Annotated in this window: 16 protein-coding genes; 6 read left to right on the top strand and 10 right to left on the bottom strand. The window is 70.7% G+C overall.

Going from position 1 to position 16457, the window contains the following annotated elements; translation table 11 throughout:
* The first annotated feature begins 143 nt into the window (after window positions 1-143).
* The gene (locus StrepF001_RS37705) at window positions 144-359 is read left to right on the top strand and encodes a dodecin (protein WP_129802675.1); all 216 of its coding nucleotides are present in this window, start codon (window positions 144-146) and stop codon (window positions 357-359) included.
* Between the two features lie 12 nt (window positions 360-371).
* Here the strand turns inward: StrepF001_RS37705 and StrepF001_RS37700 are convergent, their stop codons facing one another.
* Window positions 372-863 carry a hypothetical protein gene (locus tag StrepF001_RS37700; protein WP_129802674.1) on the bottom strand — a complete coding sequence of 164 codons (492 nt, stop codon included), beginning with the start codon at window positions 861-863 and terminating at the stop codon, window positions 372-374.
* A 51-nt stretch (window positions 864-914) separates the two neighbouring features.
* Here StrepF001_RS37700 and StrepF001_RS37695 point away from each other — a divergent pair, with 51 nt between their 5' ends.
* The gene (locus StrepF001_RS37695) at window positions 915-1931 is read left to right on the top strand and encodes an LLM class flavin-dependent oxidoreductase (protein ID WP_129802673.1); all 1017 of its coding nucleotides are present in this window, start codon (window positions 915-917) and stop codon (window positions 1929-1931) included.
* Between the two features lie 66 nt (window positions 1932-1997).
* On the opposite strand, the gene StrepF001_RS37690 is transcribed toward StrepF001_RS37695, so the two are convergent.
* The 5 genes from StrepF001_RS37690 to StrepF001_RS37670 all read right to left on the bottom strand — a co-directional run bounded on the left by StrepF001_RS37690 (window position 1998) and on the right by StrepF001_RS37670 (window position 7422).
* Complete coding sequence (locus StrepF001_RS37690) at window positions 1998-3041, bottom strand: lysophospholipid acyltransferase family protein (protein WP_129802672.1); 1044 nt, start codon at window positions 3039-3041, stop codon at window positions 1998-2000.
* Window positions 3041-3814 carry a GNAT family N-acyltransferase gene (locus tag StrepF001_RS37685; protein ID WP_129802671.1) on the bottom strand — a complete coding sequence of 258 codons (774 nt, stop codon included), beginning with the start codon at window positions 3812-3814 and terminating at the stop codon, window positions 3041-3043. The genes StrepF001_RS37690 and StrepF001_RS37685 overlap by 1 nt, the downstream gene beginning before the upstream one ends.
* Window positions 3815-4053: 239 nt before the next feature.
* Complete coding sequence (locus StrepF001_RS37680) at window positions 4054-4803, bottom strand: succinate dehydrogenase/fumarate reductase iron-sulfur subunit (RefSeq protein WP_129802670.1); 750 nt, start codon at window positions 4801-4803, stop codon at window positions 4054-4056.
* Entirely contained in the window at window positions 4800-6749 is a 1950-nt protein-coding gene (locus tag StrepF001_RS37675; RefSeq protein WP_129802669.1) for a fumarate reductase/succinate dehydrogenase flavoprotein subunit, read from the bottom strand. Before StrepF001_RS37675 ends, StrepF001_RS37680 begins: the two co-directional genes overlap by 4 nt.
* Window position 6750: 1 nt before the next feature.
* Window positions 6751-7422 (bottom strand): succinate dehydrogenase, encoded by a 672-nt coding sequence (locus StrepF001_RS37670; RefSeq protein ID WP_129802668.1) that lies wholly within the window; start codon window positions 7420-7422, stop codon window positions 6751-6753.
* A 120-nt stretch (window positions 7423-7542) separates the two neighbouring features.
* Between StrepF001_RS37670 and StrepF001_RS37665 the strand changes: the two genes are divergently transcribed.
* The gene (locus StrepF001_RS37665; protein WP_129802667.1) at window positions 7543-8427 is read left to right on the top strand and encodes a LysR substrate-binding domain-containing protein; all 885 of its coding nucleotides are present in this window, start codon (window positions 7543-7545) and stop codon (window positions 8425-8427) included.
* Between the two features lie 151 nt (window positions 8428-8578).
* Here the strand turns inward: StrepF001_RS37665 and StrepF001_RS37660 are convergent, their stop codons facing one another.
* From StrepF001_RS37660 to StrepF001_RS37650, 3 genes are all read right to left on the bottom strand, one after another.
* A complete protein-coding gene (locus tag StrepF001_RS37660) occupies window positions 8579-10720 on the bottom strand; it encodes an EAL domain-containing protein (RefSeq protein WP_129802666.1) in 2142 nt (713 codons plus the stop codon).
* A complete protein-coding gene (locus StrepF001_RS37655) occupies window positions 10717-11529 on the bottom strand; it encodes an SAM-dependent methyltransferase (RefSeq protein WP_129802665.1) in 813 nt (270 codons plus the stop codon). The genes StrepF001_RS37660 and StrepF001_RS37655 overlap by 4 nt, the downstream gene beginning before the upstream one ends.
* 320 nt (window positions 11530-11849) lie before the next feature.
* Window positions 11850-12824, bottom strand: coding sequence for an SCO0930 family lipoprotein (locus StrepF001_RS37650; protein ID WP_129802664.1), 975 nt, complete (start codon window positions 12822-12824; stop codon window positions 11850-11852).
* A 282-nt stretch (window positions 12825-13106) separates the two neighbouring features.
* Between StrepF001_RS37650 and StrepF001_RS46600 the strand changes: the two genes are divergently transcribed.
* On the top strand, window positions 13107-13676 hold the full coding sequence (locus tag StrepF001_RS46600; protein ID WP_240797838.1) for a hypothetical protein: 570 nt from the start codon (window positions 13107-13109) through the stop codon (window positions 13674-13676).
* 16 nt (window positions 13677-13692) lie between these two features.
* Window positions 13693-14460, top strand: coding sequence for a DUF4239 domain-containing protein (locus StrepF001_RS37640; RefSeq protein WP_129802663.1), 768 nt, complete (start codon window positions 13693-13695; stop codon window positions 14458-14460).
* A gap of 121 nt (window positions 14461-14581) precedes the next feature.
* Here StrepF001_RS37640 and StrepF001_RS37635 read toward each other — a convergent pair whose 3' ends face one another.
* Complete coding sequence (locus StrepF001_RS37635) at window positions 14582-15448, bottom strand: hypothetical protein (RefSeq protein WP_129802696.1); 867 nt, start codon at window positions 15446-15448, stop codon at window positions 14582-14584.
* A gap of 335 nt (window positions 15449-15783) precedes the next feature.
* On the opposite strand from StrepF001_RS37635, the gene StrepF001_RS37630 reads away from it, so the two are divergent.
* Window positions 15784-16452 carry a class F sortase gene (locus StrepF001_RS37630; protein ID WP_129802662.1) on the top strand — a complete coding sequence of 223 codons (669 nt, stop codon included), beginning with the start codon at window positions 15784-15786 and terminating at the stop codon, window positions 16450-16452.
* Window positions 16453-16457: the final 5 nt, after the last annotated feature.

Here is a 16457-nt window from a genome sequence, read left to right as displayed (position 1 = left end):
CACGGGTGTGCCAATTTTGGTATGGACCAATGCGGAGGTCAAGGGATTCCCGGGCAGTCGGCCGACGCCTCGCGCTCCGGCGCAGCTTGGGGCACGGTGGAGTGACGCGTGACGCACGGGTCACGACGGAGAGGAGTACCTGCATGTCGAACCACACCTACCGGGTCACGGACATCGTCGGCACCTCGCCCGAGGGCGTCGACAAGGCCATCCGCAACGGCATCAGCCGCGCCTCGCAGACCCTGCGCAACCTGGACTGGTTCGAGGTGACCGAGGTGCGGGGCCAGCTCGACAACGGGGAGATCGCGCACTGGCAGGTCAGCATGAAGGTCGGCTTCCGCCTGGAGGACGCGGACTGAGCGGCCCCGGCCTCAGGTCCTGCCCTCCCGCTCCTGCGCCACCTTGAGTGCGGCGGAGGGGGCCGCCCAGCGCGCCCGTACGACGGTGAATCCGGCCCGCTCGGCGTCCTCGCACACCAGTTCGTCGTCGTCCACGAGGACGCGGATGTCCCGGGTGCGGGCGAGCCGGCGGAGGATCCCCAGCTTGGTGTACCGGGCGGGCCTGCGGTCATCGTTGCGCCGCATGTACACGCGCCCCTCGGGCAGGCCGTGCGCGGCCAGCCACTCGAGTGTGTCCGGCCGGCAGCGCTCGGGCCGTCCGGTGAGGTAGACGACCTCGCACTCCTGCGCGCTCTGAACCACCAGGGCCACTCCCTCGGCGATCGGCGGGTCCTCGAGCGCGGCCGCGAAGAAGCCGTCCCAGTCACGCGGCTTGCGCTCCAGGAACCGCTGCCGGTGAGCGGTGTCGGCGAGGGTGTTGTCCAGGTCGAAGACGGCGAGCGGGCGTTCGTCACGTGCGGTCACAGGGCCACCCTAGACGGGGAATGCCAGGGATTTCCGGGCGTTGAACCCTGTGTGAGTTCCGTGATCGCCCAGACCCGCTTCTCCGTCCTCGACCGTTCCCGGACCCGAGAGGGACACACGAACGCCGAGGCGCTGCGCGACACCGTGCGGCTGGCGCAGGAACTGGAGGAGCTCGGCTACCACCGCTTCTGGGTCTCGGAGCACCACGGGGTGCCCGGCGTCGCCGGGTCCGCGCCGACCGTGCTGGCCGCCGCCGTGGCCGCGGCGACGCGGACGATCCGGGTCGGCACCGGGGGCGTCATGCTGCCGAATCACCAACCTCTCGTCGTGGCCGAGCAGTTCGGCGTGCTGGAGTCGCTGTTCCCGGGGCGGATCGACATGGGGCTGGGCCGGTCGGTGGGTTTCACCGACGGCGTACGCAAGGCGCTGGGCCGCGACAAGGGCGTCGCCGAGGACTTCGCCGCCCAGCTCGACGAGCTGCTGGGCTGGTTCCGCGGCACCTCCCCGACACGGGTCCACGCGCGTCCCGCGGAGGGCCTCACCGTGCCGCCGTTCGTGCTCGCGATGGGCGAGGGCGCCGCCATCGCCGCCCGCGCGGGCCTGCCGATGGTCATCGGCGATCTCAGGAACCGCGAGAAGATGCGGCGCGGGATCGATCACTACCGTGCGAACTTCCAGCCATCGGAGTGGTCGTCGGAGCCGTACGTCGTCATCTCCGGCACGGTCGCGGTGGCCGCGACCCCCGAGGAGGCCCGGCGACTGCTGATCCCGGAGGCCTGGTCCATGGCGTACTCGCGCACGCACGGCACCTTCCCGCCGCTGCCGCCCGCCGAGCGGGTCGAGGCGCTCACCATGACGGACCGGGAGCGCGGTTTCTACGAGTCCGGTCTCACCGGCCAGCTCGCAGGCACCGAGGGAGAGGTCGCCCACGAGCTGGAGACCGTGCTGAAGGAGACGGGCGCGCAGGAAGTCCTGGTCACGACCAGCACATATGACCGTGCGGCCCTGCTGGACTCCTATCGGCGGCTTGCCCGGATCGCGGACCAGGCGAGGCTCTCCTCCGCGTAGCACGCGGAGGAAAGGGCTTCAGAACAGCGCCGTCACGGCCTGCTGCACGGCGGTCGCCGCGCCCGTTCAGCCCCGTTGCGGGATCGCCAGCCCCTCAGGCGCGCCGCTGCCCCGCCGCGGGGTCGGCGCGCCTGCCTCGCAGGTCCTGGCCCGCGACTGCTCGGAGACCAGGGCGACGTGGGCCCATTCGAGCTCGCCGCCCATCAGGCCGGGCTGGGCGGCATGGGCGAGTGCCCGGCGGTCGGGGTGGCTGCCCGCCGGGATCTCGTCCCGTATCTCGACCTCGGCGACGAGTCCGCGTGCCGAGACCACCCGCCACAGCGAGGCGAGCAGGGAGTCCTCGCCGACGAAGGCGGGCGCGGTGCTCGCGGGGCCACCCTCGAACCGGTAGTGGAGGCGGACCGGCTGGACGGGGACGCCCGCGTCGAGGGCGGCCTGGAACACCGCCCGTCGGAAGTGTCCCTGAGCCCGGCCGCACCAGGTGCTGCCCTCGGGGAAGGCCACGACCGCGGCGCCACCGCGCAGCGCCTCGGCGATGCGGGCGACCGTCCGGGGCAGTGCGCGCAGCCGGTCCCGCTCGATGAACAGGGCGCCGCTGCGCGCGGTGAGTGCACCCGCCACCGGCCACTGCCGGATCTCCGCCTTGGCGAGCATCCGGGCCGGGCGCACGGCGGCGAGCAGCGGGATGTCCAGCCACGAGATGTGGTTGGCGACGAGCAGCAGGCCACCGGTGGGCGCCGCCGCGCCGCTGATGCGGACACGGACGCCGGCGGCCCGGACCACGGCCCGGCTCCACCGGCGGATCAGCGCATCGCGCCGGGACGCGGGCACGCTCCCGAACACTGGCAGCAGCGCGACGCCCACCAGGAGCGTCGCCAGCAGTGCCCCGATCCGCAGCACAGCGCGTGGCACGTCCGTCAGAGACCGGACGGATGTGACGCAGACCTGCGGGGAGCAGGGCGCGGTGGGCAGCCACGCGCTGCTCGGTATGACGGGACGGGGCACGGCCGCCGCCCCACGCTCGCGCCTTGGTGTCCGTACCCGCCCGGCCGGCAGGACGGCCGCGCCCGGGCGGAGGCGGTGCGGCAGCCCCGTACGCGTGACGCTCATCAGGCCGGGACGAGCGAGAGGAAGTGCCGCAGATAGCGGGGGTTGACCCGGCGCATCGACAGCAGCACGTACAGGTCGGCCACGCCGAAGTCGGCGTCGTGTGCGGGCTGACCACACACCCAGGCGCCCAGGCGGACGTAACCGCGCAGCAGGGGCGGGAGTTCGGTGCGTTCGGCCGGGCGGGCGACGCCGTCGGCGACCCAGGGCAGCAGCGGCTGGACGCGGTACTCCTCGGGGGCCAGGTTCTTGGCCTGGACCCGGTCCCAGGTGGCGGCCGCGAGGGCGCCTCCGTCGGCCAGCGGGATGGAGCAGCAGCCGGCCAGCCACTCGTGGCCGCGGTCGACCATGTACCGCGCTATCCCGGCCCAGATCAGGCCGATGACGGCGCCGTCGCGGTGGTCCGGGTGCACACAGGAGCGGCCGACCTCCACGAGGCCGGGACGGATGGGGTCGAGCCGGGTCAGGTCGAACTCGCCCTCGGAGTACAGCCGGCCGGCGACCGAGGCCCGCTCGGGCGGCAGCAGCCGGTAGGTGCCTACGACCTGACCGGTGAGCGTGTCGCGGACCAGCAGGTGGTCGCAGTACGCGTCGAAGGAGTCGATGTCGAGCCCCGGCTGCGGGGTGGTGAGCAGCGCACCCATTTCGCCGGCGAAGACGTCGTGCCGCAGCTTCTGAGCGGCCCGCACGTCGTCCTCGTCGCGGGCGAGGGTGACGGTGTAGCGGGTGGGTGCCGCTGGCTGCGGGGGACGATCGAGGGTGGAAACGCCGGTCATGGCACACTCCTGGTCACGGGCCGGTTCGACGACGGCAGCGGGCGGGCCGGGTCTTTCGGCCTGCCGCCACAGTTCTTCCGATGCCGGTTGGCGTGTGCGTGACCGGTGGCCGGAGCGTGGATGTGCGGATGTTGAATGCCAGGGGTGGGCTCAGAAGCGAGACGGGACCGGGATGAGCACCACTCCCGGTCCCGCCCGTCCGCATCTTCTCGGCGAACGTCTCTCTCACCTGGGCGGGGCTACCTCTTGGCCGCCTTGCGGGTGGCGCGCAGCCACTCCTTGTTCATGCCGGTGATGGACATCAGCGGGATGCCCTTCGGGCAGGCGGTGGCGCACTCCCCGGTGAGGGTGCAGCCGCCGAAGCCCTCCTCGTCCATCTGCGCCACCATGTCGAGGACGCGGCTCTCACGCTCCGGTGCGCCCTGCGGGAGCACGTTCAGATGGTTGACCTTGGCAGAGGTGAAGAGCATCGCCGAACCGTTCGGGCAGGCGGCCACACAGGCGCCGCAGCCGATGCACTCGGCGTGCTCGAAGGCGAAGTCGGCGTCGGGCTTCGGCACGGGCGTGGCGTGCGCCTCGGGCGCGGAGCCGGTCGGGGCGGTGATGTAGCCGCCGGCCTGGATGATCCGGTCGAAGGCGGACCGGTCGACCACCAGGTCCTTGATCACTGGGAAGGCCGAGGCACGCCACGGCTCGATGTCGATCGTGTCGCCGTCCTGGAAGGACCGCATGTGCAGCTGGCAGGTGGTGGTGCGCTCGGGACCGTGGGCGTCGCCGTTGATGACGAGCGAGCAGGCACCGCAGATGCCCTCGCGGCAGTCGTGGTCGAAGGCGACCGGGTCCTCGCCCTTGAGGATGAGCTCCTCGTTGAGGGTGTCGAGCATCTCCAGGAAGGACATGTCGGGGGAGATGCCGTCCACCTCGTACGTGGACATGGTGCCGTCGGCGTCGGCGTTCTGCTGCCGCCAGACGCGCAGGGTGAGCTTCATGCGTAGCTCCGCTGGGTGGGGTGGACGTACTCGAAGACCAGGTCTTCCTTGTGCAGGACGGGCGCCTCGCCGGTGCCGGTGAACTCCCAGGCGGCGGCGTAGGTGAACTCGTCGTCCCTGCGGGCGGCCTCGCCGTCCGGGGTCTGCGACTCCTCGCGGAAGTGACCGCCGCAGGACTCGGAGCGGTGCAGCGCGTCGAGGCACATGAGCTCGGCGAGCTCCAGGTAGTCGACGATCCGGTTGGCCTTCTCCAGCGACTGGTTGAACTCCTCGCCGGTTCCGGGCACCTTGATCCGCCGCCAGAACTCCTCGCGGATCTGCGGGATGCGCTCGAGTGCCTTGCGCAGCCCGGCGTCCGTGCGGGCCATTCCGCAGAACTCCCACATCAGCTCGCCGACTTCGCGGTGGAAGGAGTCGGGGGTGCGGTCACCGTCGACGGACAGGAGCAGGTTGAGCCGGTCCTGGGTCTCGGCCAGCACCTCCTGGACGACCGGGTGTTCGTCGGTGACGGAGTCCTGGTGGGGGTTGCGGGCGAGGTAGTCGTTGATGGTGGCCGGCAGCACGAAGTAGCCGTCGGCGAGGCCCTGCATCAGCGCGGAGGCGCCGAGGCGGTTGGCTCCGTGGTCGGAGAAGTTGGCCTCGCCGATCGCGAACAGGCCGGGGATGGTGGTCTGCAGGTCGTAGTCGACCCAGAGGCCGCCCATCGTGTAGTGCACGGCGGGGTAGATCCGCATCGGCACCTCGTACGGATCCTCGTCGGTGATCCGCTGGTACATGTCGAAGAGGTTGCCGTACTTGGCCTCGACCGCCCCCCGGCCCATGCGCTTGATGGCGTCCGCGAAGTCGAGGTAGACGCCCTGCCCGCCGGGACCCACTCCCCTGCCCTCGTCGCAGACGTTCTTCGCGGCGCGGGAGGCGATGTCGCGGGGGACGAGGTTGCCGAAGGACGGGTAGATGCGCTCCAGGTAGTAGTCGCGCTCGTCCTCGGGGATCTGGCTCGCCGGCCGGGTGTCGCCCTGGGCCTTCGGCACCCAGATCCGGCCGTCGTTGCGCAGCGACTCGCTCATGAGGGTGAGCTTGGACTGGTGGTCGCCGGTGCGCGGGATGCAGGTGGGGTGGATCTGGGTGAAGCAGGGGTTCGCGAAGTACGCGCCGCGCCGGTGCGCCCGCCAGACGGCGGTGGCGTTGGAGTTCATGGCGTTCGTCGACAGGTAGAAGACGTTTCCGTACCCACCGCTGGCGAGGACGACGGCGTCCGCGAAGTACGTGTCGATCTTGCCGGTGATCAGGTCGCGCGCCACGATTCCGCGCGCCCGCCCGCCGACGACGATCAGATCCAGCATCTCGGTACGGGGGTGCATCTCGACGTTCCCCGCGGCGATCTGCCTGCTGAGCGCCTGGTAGGCGCCGAGAAGGAGCTGCTGGCCCGTCTGGCCGCGGGCGTAGAACGTACGCGACACCTGGACGCCGCCGAAGGAGCGTGTGTCGAGCAGACCGCCGTACTCGCGGGCGAAGGGCACGCCCTGCGCGACGCACTGGTCGATGATCTCGACGGAGATCTGCGCGAGCCGGTGCACATTCGACTCCCGTGCCCGGAAGTCGCCGCCCTTGACGGTGTCGTAGAACAGCCGGTGGATGGAGTCGCCGTCGTTGCGGTAGTTCTTCGCGGCATTGATGCCGCCCTGCGCGGCGATGGAGTGGGCGCGGCGCGGGGAGTCCTGGTAGCAGAACTGCACGACGTGGTAGCCCTGTTCGGCGAGCGTGGCACCGGCGGAGCCGCCCGCGAGGCCGGTGCCGACGACGATCACCGTGTGCTTGCGCCGGTTGGCGGGGTTGACCAGCTTGGCCTCGAAGCGGCGCTTGTCCCAGCGCTCGTTGACCGGGCCGGCGGGGGCCTTGGTGTCGACGACCGGCTCACCGGTCGGGTATTCCGCGTAGGAGTTCATCTCAGCTCACCACTCCGGTCATGACGCCCACGGGTACGGCGATGAAACCGGCCGTGAGCAGCAGCGCGAGGACGTTGGCCGTGGTCTTCAGGGCGCGGTCGCGGGTGCGGCTGCCGGCGCCGAGGGTCTGTGCGGCGCTCCAGAAGCCGTGCTGGATGTGCAGGCCGAGGGCGAGCACCGCGACGATGTAGATGACGTTGCCGTACCAGGTGGAGAAGGTGTCGATGACGTTCTGGTAGGGGTGGCCGGCCTGGAATCCGCCGGGGTGCACGGTGCCGGTGGTCAGGTCGAGGATGTGCCAGACGATGAACAGGCCGAGGATGATCCCGCCCCAGCGCATGGTGCGCGTCGCGTAGGAGGCCCGCGCCTTCTTGTGGACGTACTTGCTGGGGCGGGCCTTGATGTCGCGGCGGCTGAGCTGGTACGCCGAGACCGCGTGGGCGACCACAGCGACCACCAGCACGATCCGGACGAGCCACAGCGTCCACTCGTAGTGCATGAACGGCTCGCCGACGGTACGCAGCCAGTGCGCGTAGTGGTCGAACTCGCCCTCCCCGAAGAAGATCTTCAGGTTGCCGATCATGTGGACGACCAAGTACAGCAGCATGGTCAGACCGCTGACCGCCATCACGGTCTTCTTGCCGACGGAGCTGTCCCACACCGTGCGTGCCATGGACGGCCGTCGGTCCGTCCGCGTTGCCAGAGCCATGTCTCAGGACGTTAGGGCCGAACGACCCCATCGGTCCAAGACATGGTCCGGCTTGTTTCGATAGGCATGCCCTATGCTTGCTGGGTGCAGTTCCAGCAGCTTCAGTACTTCGTGGCGGTCGCCGAGACCCGGCACTTCACCCGGGCCGCCGACCTCGTCCATGTCGCCCAGCCGTCGCTGTCCCAGCAGATCAAGGCGCTGGAGCGGGAGTTGGGTGCCGATCTGTTCCTGCGGGCGCGCGGGAACATCACCCTCACCGACGCCGGCGAGGCCCTGCTGCCCCTGGCCCGGCGGATCCTGGCCGACGCGGACACGGCGCGGCACGAGGTGCAGGAGCTGGTGCAGCTGCGCCAGGGCCGGGTGCGACTGGGCGCGACCCCGAGCCTGTGCACGGGCCTGCTGCCGGACGTGCTGCGCGCCTTCCACGACCGCTATCCGGGCATTCAGCTGCTGATCGAGGAGAGCGGTTCGCACGATCTCGTACGCGAGCTCGCCCGCGGAGCCCTCGACCTCGCCCTCGTCGTCCTGCCGCTGCCGACGCCGTCCCCCGCGCTGACCACGGTGGAGCTGCTGCGCGAGGACCTGGTGGTGGTGTCGTCACCGGAGGCACCCCGCCCGGGCGGCGGCCGGCGTACCGTCCGGATCGCCGATCTGGAGGGAGAGCGCCTGGTGATGTTCCGGCACGGCTACGACCTGCGGGAACTGACCGTCGCCGCGTGTCGCTCCGCTGGGTTCGAGCCGGATTTCGCGGTGGAGGGTGGGGAGATGGACGCGGTGCTGGGGTTTGTGCGGGCGGGGCTGGGCGTGGCCGTCGTGCCGCGCATGGTGGCGGCGCGGTCGGGCCGGGGGCTACGGGTTACGCCGCTGGCCCGGCCCGGACTGCACCGGACGATTGCGCTGGCGCATCGTAGCGATGTGGCTCCGCCTCGGGCCGCGAGGGAGTTGCAGCGGATGCTGCTCGAGCGGTGAGGCTCCGCTCCGCTCGGGGCGCGGTTTCTGAAGCGCCGTTTGTGTTCGCGCCGTGTAGGCCTGCGGGTCGTCCGTGGCTGGTCGCGCAGTTCCCCGCGCCCCTCGGGCGCGCCCCCGACGGGGCGCGGCCCTCTGGGGCGCGGCCCGTCAGTCAGCCCGTTGCATCTACCAGCGCCAATTCGTGCAGCCTTTCCGGTGGGCCCGGACGGGCGTAGTACCAGCCCTGCGCCGTGTCGCAGCCCAGGATCCGCAGCTGCTCCGCCTGGGCGCCGGTTTCCACGCCCTCCACCGTCACCGCCAGGTCCAGGCTGTGAGCGAGAGAAACGATCCCCTCGACGATCTTGAGGTCGACGGGATCGGCCGGGAACTGCTGCATGCCCTGGGTGAAGGAACGGTCCAGCTTCAGGATGCTCACCGGCAGGCGGCGGAGGTTGGCGAGGTTGGAGTAGCCGGTGCCGAAGTCGTCCAGGGCGATGTCGACCCCCATCTCGGCCAGCCGGCGCAGCGGCTTCAGCAGGTCGTCGTCGGCGCCGATCAGGGCCGACTCGGTGACCTCGAGACAGAGCGCGTCGGGCTCGACGCCCGCGGCCTGCAGGATGTCGACGGTGTCCTGGACCAGGCCGGCGTGCGTGAGCTGGCAGGGCGAGAGGTTGACGTTGATACGCAGCGGGGCGGTGGCCGTGCCGGCGTGGCGCTCCTGCCAGTCACGGGCCTGCCGCACCGACTGCTCCAGGACCCAGCGGCCGAGCGGAACGATCAGACCGGTGTGCTCGGCGAGCGGGATGAAGCGGTCGGGGCCGAGGACGCCGTGCTGCGGATGCAGCCAGCGCACCAGCGCCTCGGCGCCGCGCACGCTGCCGTCGCCGAGGTGGACCAGCGGCTGGTACTCGATGAAGAACTCGCTGCGCTCCAGCGCCGCGGGCAGCGCGGTGGTCAGCCCGTGCCGGGTGATGACGCGGGCATCGGCCTCGGCGTCGGCCAGCTCGAACCGGTTGCCGCCCGCCGACTTGGCCCGGTACATCGTGATGTCGGCGCTGCGCAGCACCTCCGCCGCGCTCCGCTCCCCCGCCGCGCCCTCGACGATACCGATGCTGCCGCGCACGGTCAGCTCCCGGCCTTCCACGATGACCGGGGCGACCAGCGCGTTCATGATGCGGGCGGCGAGTTCGTCCACCTCGCGCCGGCTGTCGGGGCCGGTGGTCAGCGCCACGAACTCGTCGCCGCCGAGCCGGGCGACCATCTCGCCGGGCGCGGTGGCACAGGCCTGCAGCCGGTCGGCGACCTCGACGAGCAGCCGGTCGCCGGCCGCATGGCCGAGGCTGTCGTTGACGGTCTTGAATCCGTCGAGGTCGAGGTAGCACAGGCCGAAACGCCGGCCCTCGCCGGCGTTCAGCACCTTCTCCAGGCGCTCGAAGAACAGGGTGCGGTTGGGCAGGCCGGTGAGGGCGTCGTGCGTGGCCTCGTAGCGCAGCCGGAGGTTGAGCAGCCGCCGCTCGGTGGTGTCCTCCATGAGGGCCAGCTGGTACTGCGGGTTGCCGTCGGCGTCACGCAGCAGGGAGACGGTCAGATTGGTCCACAGGACCGTTCCGTCAGGCCGGTAGAAGGCCTTCTCCACGTGGTAGTGCTCGCGCTCGCCGCGCACCAGTTCCTCGTACAGCCGCCACACCTGGGGCGCGTCGTCCGCGTGCGTCCACTCACGGAAGTTGCGGCCGCGCACGTTCTGCTCGGAGCCGCCGAACATGCGCAGCAGCGCCTGGTTGGCCTCCAGGACGTGTCCGTCCAGGTCGGCGATGCCGATGCCTATGGCCGCGCCCTCGAACACCGCCCGGAAGCGGGCCTCGCTCGTGTGCAGCGCCTGCGCCACCACGCCCTGGGCACGCAACGCCGCCTGGGCGATGGCCTCCTGCTCGGCCAGGGTCCGCTCGCGCAGCGCCTGGGCGAACCCGGCGGCCACGGCGTGCTGCAGCCGGGCCGACCGCGCCCGCAGATCGTCCTGCGGACCGTCCTCGCCGCAGTAGAGCACCAGGTAGGCGTCGATGCAGTCCAGGGCGCGGGTGAGCGCCTCCGGGTCGGTGCAGTGCGCGTCGACCAGGGCGGCGCCGACCGCCCGTCCCTCGGCCGCGTCGAAGGTGCGGGCCCGCAGCATCTCGCTCAACCGCCGGGCCAGCGGCAGCAGTTGCTCCTCGAACTCCGGCCGGGTCAGCGACGTCGAGGTGGCCGGGAACACCGCCCGGCTCCAGATCGTCGCGAACCTGCGCACTCTGTCCTCCGGCCCGTCCGGCTCCGCGCTCACGCCGTACGCCCCACGCCCGCGAAACCGGAGAAGGCATACGGATCCTCGTCCTCCGGTTCGGTGTCCGGTCGCCAGACGGGCATCGGCACCAGTCCCGGTTCCACCATGTCGTACCCCTCGAAGAACCGCGCGATCTCGTCGCGCGAGCGCATGATCAGCGGGTTGCGGAGGTCCTTGTATACGTCCACCGTGCCGCTCGCCCGCTCGGGGGGCAGCGGAATTCCCTCGTACGAGGCATGGGTGAGAACCAGCATGCTGCCGGGCGCCAGTGCGTCGCTCAGCTGAGCCACCGCCCCGTAGGGATCGTCCGCATCCTCCACGAAGTGCAGTATGGCAACGAGAAGCAGCGCGACCGGCCGCTTCAGGTCGAGCAGGTGCTCCACCTGAGGGCTCGACAGGATCTCGTGCGGCTTGCGGAGGTCGGCGGCGACGACGTCCGCGTTCTCGTTGCCCTCGAGGACGGCCTCGCTGTGCGCCACGGCCACCGGGTCGTGGTCGACGTAGACCACGCGCGCTCCGGGCCGCGCCTGCTGGGCCACCTCGTGGACGTTGCCGAAGGTCGGGATGCCCGAGCCGACGTCGAGGAACTGTGTGATGCCCTCGCCGACCGCGTACCGCACCGCGCGACGCATGAACGCCCGGTTCGCCTGCATGATCTTGGGGAGTCCCGGCATGAACTCCATCGCCCTGCGGGCCGCCTCCCGGTCGACCTCGAAGTTGTGCGAACCGCCCAGGTAGTAGTCGTACATTCGCGCAACGCTCGGCACCGAGATGTCGATGCTCCGTGGGGCCCAGGCGGGACGCTCCATCTATCTCTCCAAGGCGTAGGCGATCCGGTGTTCGAGCTGAGGCTACTGATCGCCCGCCAAAGGAGCGAGCGGAAACGGAAATTGACCATCCGTTCCCGGTCACTGCCTGCGGCACGTGCCAAATTGACCCACTCGGGAACAGGCTACGAAAAGTATCCGCAGCATCTCGCAGAGTTCCGGAGTTCCGGCGTAAGGGGATGAGTCAGGCGGACTCCCGGTGAATTACGGCAAAGCGGTCCGCCTTCCGCGAGGGGTGCGGAAGGCGGACCGCGAGGTCGCGCGCCGGGGCCGGACCTGGTGGGGAGGTCCTCCTGCTCTTCCTACTCGGGCGCGCCGACCGGCTTGCCGTCGGGCGCCACGGCGAACCAGGTGCCGCCCACGCCCTGACCCTTGGTGTCGCCGGGCTTCTTGTCGCCGGCGAAGGTGTAGATCGGTACGCAGTCGATGGTCTGCTGCTTGATGCCGTCGGGGCGGTCGAAGACGACGTAGCCCCGGTTGGGGGTGGACCCCTGCAGATCGATCCCCTTCGTGTCCTTCGCGTCGACCGGCGCGACGACGGGCCACTTCTCCAGGCACTCACCGGTGCACGCGGTCTTCATCGGCCACTGCGAGTCCTTCATGAAGCGGTAGACCGTGTGGCCGTTCTTGTCGACGACGATCTCGCCGAGCTTCGGGTCCTCGCGGGTGGACAGTCCGGGCAGGTCGGCGAGCTTGGCCTTCTTGCCGTCGGGGGCCAGCGCGTACCAAGTGCCGCCCACGCCCTGGCCCTTGGTGTCGCCCGGGTTGACATCCTTCGCATAGCGGTACGCCGGCCAGCCGGCGATCGTCAGCTGCTTGGTGCCGTCGGGACGGGTGACCTCGCCGAGCAACTCCTCGTCGACTCCCTCACCGGCCTTGACATCGTCCGCAGGCACCGGCGGCCAGGCAGTCGCACAGTCGCCCTCGCAGTTGGTCTTCGGCGGCTCGGCGGTGTCCTGATCGAACCGGTACAGGGTGCGACCGGCACTGTCGGTCAGCACCTGGCCGAGCTCCGCATTGGCCGACACCGCCAACTTGCCCGCGGGGGCGGCCTGGGCCCCGGCGTTCTGCCGGTCCGGCGCCGCGCCCGCATCGGCCCCTGTTCCGGTACCCGTACCCGTACCGATGCCCGTGCCGCCGTAACCGCCCGCCGCGGCCGTGGCGCCCACGTTCTGACTGGCCGACTGGCCGCCGTTTTCCTGACCGCACGCCGTCGTCAGCGCCAGTACGGCCACGGCGCTCGCCACGAGTGAGGCGCTCCGCCAGGAGGTCTTCATCGTCAACTCCCCATAATCCCAAGGGTGTTGCAGCGCCCTGCTGCGCCGCCGCACGACAATGGGTACGAACGGGGACGGTGGTTGTGTTCAACCGCGACGAGATTTCTTTCCGGAATCTGTGAAGTGGCCGGGCCGGACTCCCGGGTGGGTCGCATGTGCGTCCACCCGTCCGGACACACGGGCGCCCGCTGATCAAACGCCCTGCCACCTCGCTTCCCTCCTTCGGGGCAATCCCCCGGGCGAGGCGCGTGCGGCGGCCTTGGACGCCTCATGATCTCCGTCGTGCATGGATCCGAACCGACCCGTTCGCCCGTCGCCGTACGGGTGTTGACCCTGGTGACACTGGCCTGGGTCCTCGTCGGCGTCCCGGCCGGTGTCGCGACGGCCGACGCCTGTGCGTACGCCTCGACCGGACCCGGCGGCACGGAGGCGGTGGCGGTGGCCGGGAGCCACACGTGGCCCACTCCCCCCATGTGCCCGTCGCCCACACCGACACCCACCCGACGCCCACTCCGTCTCCGCCGCCGAAACCGGCCCCGCCGCCTCCTCCAGAACCACCGCCACCGAACCGGCACCGGAGCCACCGCCTCCGTCTCCCCGCCGGCTCCCCGGCCCGCACCGCCCGCCGCTCCCACCCCGACTCCGACGCCCATCCCGAAGCCGACCCCGACCCCGACTCCGAAGCCGTCGCCGTCGCCCACTCCGCGTCCCTCGGTCACCCCGGTGAACTACCCGGAGTACCGCACACCGCCGCGCAACCGGCCATCGCACCACGGCCGGTCGCCGGTCACCTACGTCCTGCTCATCACCGCGCCCGCGGTGATCGCCGTCGCCGCGCTGCGGCCGCGTTGATCCCTGGAGGAACCCGTTGCCGGAATGGCTTGTTCTCACCCTCGCGATGCTGGCCGCCTGCGCCGTGGTGGTCGTCATCACCCTCCTGCGCCACCGATCGGCGTCCGAGGACGAGGATCCCTCCGAGACGCCGGACGTCATCGAGTACATGACGATGTGGATCGGCGTGGTCTACGCCATCGTCCTGGGCCTGGCCATCGCCGGTGTCTGGGAGGCCCGCAGCGTCGCCCAGGAGCACGTCCGGGCGGAGGCCCAGGCGCTGCACGAGATCTCGGAGCGGGTACGGGTCTACCCTGCCGACGTCCGTGACCGCATCCGGGACGATGTCAACGCCTATGTAGGACATGTCGTCACCACCGAGTGGCAGGCGATGGCCGACAACGGCAAGGTCACCGAACGCGGCACCGAGCTCCTGGGCCGCGTACGCACGGACGTGACGGACTACCAGCCGAAGTCGGACTTCGAGGCCCAGGCCTACCAGCCGCTCCTCGACCAGGTGGCCGCGGCGGACCAGGCGCGTGCCGCCCGCGCGGACTCGACCGCGCCGACCATGCCGGGCGTGGTCTGGTTCGGCCTCGTCGTCGGCGCCGTGGTCACCATCGGGATGATCCTCGCCCTGCAGATCCGGCGGACACCACGCGAGCTGATCCTCGCCGGCCTGTTCTCCGCGCTGATCGCCTTCCTGCTCTTCCTGATCTGGGACTTCGACGCGCCCTACAGCCGTGGCATCACAGCCTCGGCCGAGCCGTTCCTCAGTCGCTTCCCCGACGCCAAGGGCGGCTGACAAGTCCCTACCGCGGCATCCGTTCGCCGCCACCGCAGAGGCCTTCGCCACGGATTCCGTCGGGACGTCGGGATACGTGGCGAAGGCCTTGCACGTGAGAGGCCTGAGGGCCGACCCGGCCTCAGTTCTGCTGCTCCGAGCGGCGGCGCACCCAGAGCAGCCCGCTGCCGAGGACGGCCGAGGCCACCATGCCGCCGCCGATGGCCATGTCGGTCGGCGTCGCCCCGACGCTGCTGCTGCCGCCGATGCCTCCGCGGACACCGCCGAGGACGGTGAAGGCGCCCGGGCGGGTCAGGACCCGGCCGGAGCAGTTGACGGTGATGTCGTACCTTCCGGGGCGGGCGTTGCTGTTGATGATCGCGGTGGCCCTCAACGCCCCGCCGACGCTGTTGATCGGCAGCCTGGTCGTCGGGAAGGCAGGGGACGTGATGGTGCCGCCGTTGGGGCAGTCGTTGACCGTGACGGCCAGCTGGCCGCCTCGGGAGATCACGCCGGGCAGGGCGACGATGTTCCTCGGGGAGACGAGGCCGTTGCCGCCGGCGTTGCCGCCTCCGATGCCGCCGCCGTTCCCGCCTGCGTTTCCGCCGCCGTTCCCCCGACCGTTCCCGCCGTTACCGCCGAAGCCGCCGCCATTACCCCCACCATTACCGCCGTTCCCGCCGAAGCCGCCGCCGTCACCCCCACCATGGCCACCATTGCCGCCATTACCGCCGAAGCCGTTCCCGTTCCCGTTCCCGTTGCCCCCGAATCCGCCACCGTTCCCGTTGCCGTTCCCCCCGAAGCCGCCGCCGTTGCCGCCGCCGTTACCGTTGCCATTGCCCCCGAAGCCGCCGCCGTTGCCGTTGTCGCCCCCGTTGCCGCCGTTCCCACCAAAGCCGCCGCCGTTCCCGCCGCCGTTCGGGTCTTCCCAGGCTACGGCCGCGGGAGCGGCGAGCCCGAGGGCGGCGACGGCAGCCGCAGAGGCCGCCAGTGCACGTAGAGTTCGCATGTCTTCCTCCGCGGAAGACGCCCCGGGACCCGTCCCCGGTCGATCGGCGAGAAAGCGTCTCCCAGACAGACCCTCAGTTGCCGGGGACGCGCCCGCATTTCGGCAATGGTCCGTCCTGGTGAGGCGACACGCCGGACGAAAACCACACAATCGGATATTGCCGCAGGTCACGCGCCGTCGAAAAATTCCTGTTCGCGGCGACTCGGATGGCGCACCGGGAAGCCGCGCAGGGCCACCCGTTCGTATCCGCCCCGTCGCCTGTGACTCGCGCTGGACTTAGCGTTCTCCTATGCGCGAAATGACGTGGCGACGGCCGCGTCGAGAGGGGATGGCGAATGTATGTTTCCGAGTTCGGGCCGGCCGAAGAGGAGGTGCGGCCGAGGAAGCGTGCCCCATGGGGCGTGATAGCGCTGGTCCTGCTGACCGGTCTCGCGCTCATCCGGAACGGCTCGGGGGAGTTCAACGTGGGTCCGCCGCAGCCCGCGTCGGCGGCGGCCTCGGACACCCGCACCGTCCCGGACACCTTCACGAATGCCCCGTCCCCGCTGCCCTACTCCGTGCCGGACCGGGTCCGGATTCCCGCCATCCAGGTCAACGCGCCCATGATGCCCGTCGGTCTGGACTCGGCCGGCTGGGTCGATGCGCCGCCGCCCGCGAACGCCAATCTGGCGGGCTGGTTCACCGGTGCCGTCTCCCCCGGTGAAAAGGGCACCGCGGTGATCGTCGGCCATGTCGACAACCACCAGGGGCCCGCCGTGTTCTACGGTCTCGGGACGCTGAAGCGGGGGAATCGGGTGGAGGTGAGCCGGCAGGACAGAAGGACCGCCGTTTTCGAGATCTACAGCATCGAGGTGTTCGAGAAGAACAACTTCCCCGGCGACCGGGTCTACGGTTCCAAGGGCACGCCCGAACTGCGGGTCATCACCTGCGGCGGCGGTTTCTCCGAGCAGAACGGCTACGACGGGAACGTGGTCGCCTTCGCCCGCATGATCGAGGTCCGCTGACCGGG

The organism is Streptomyces sp. F001 (assembly GCF_004187715.1).
Taxonomy (GTDB): domain Bacteria; phylum Actinomycetota; class Actinomycetes; order Streptomycetales; family Streptomycetaceae; genus Streptomyces; species Streptomyces flavusporus.
Note: the sequence above shows the minus strand (reverse complement) of the source record. Positions and strands in the feature narration are given on the sequence as shown.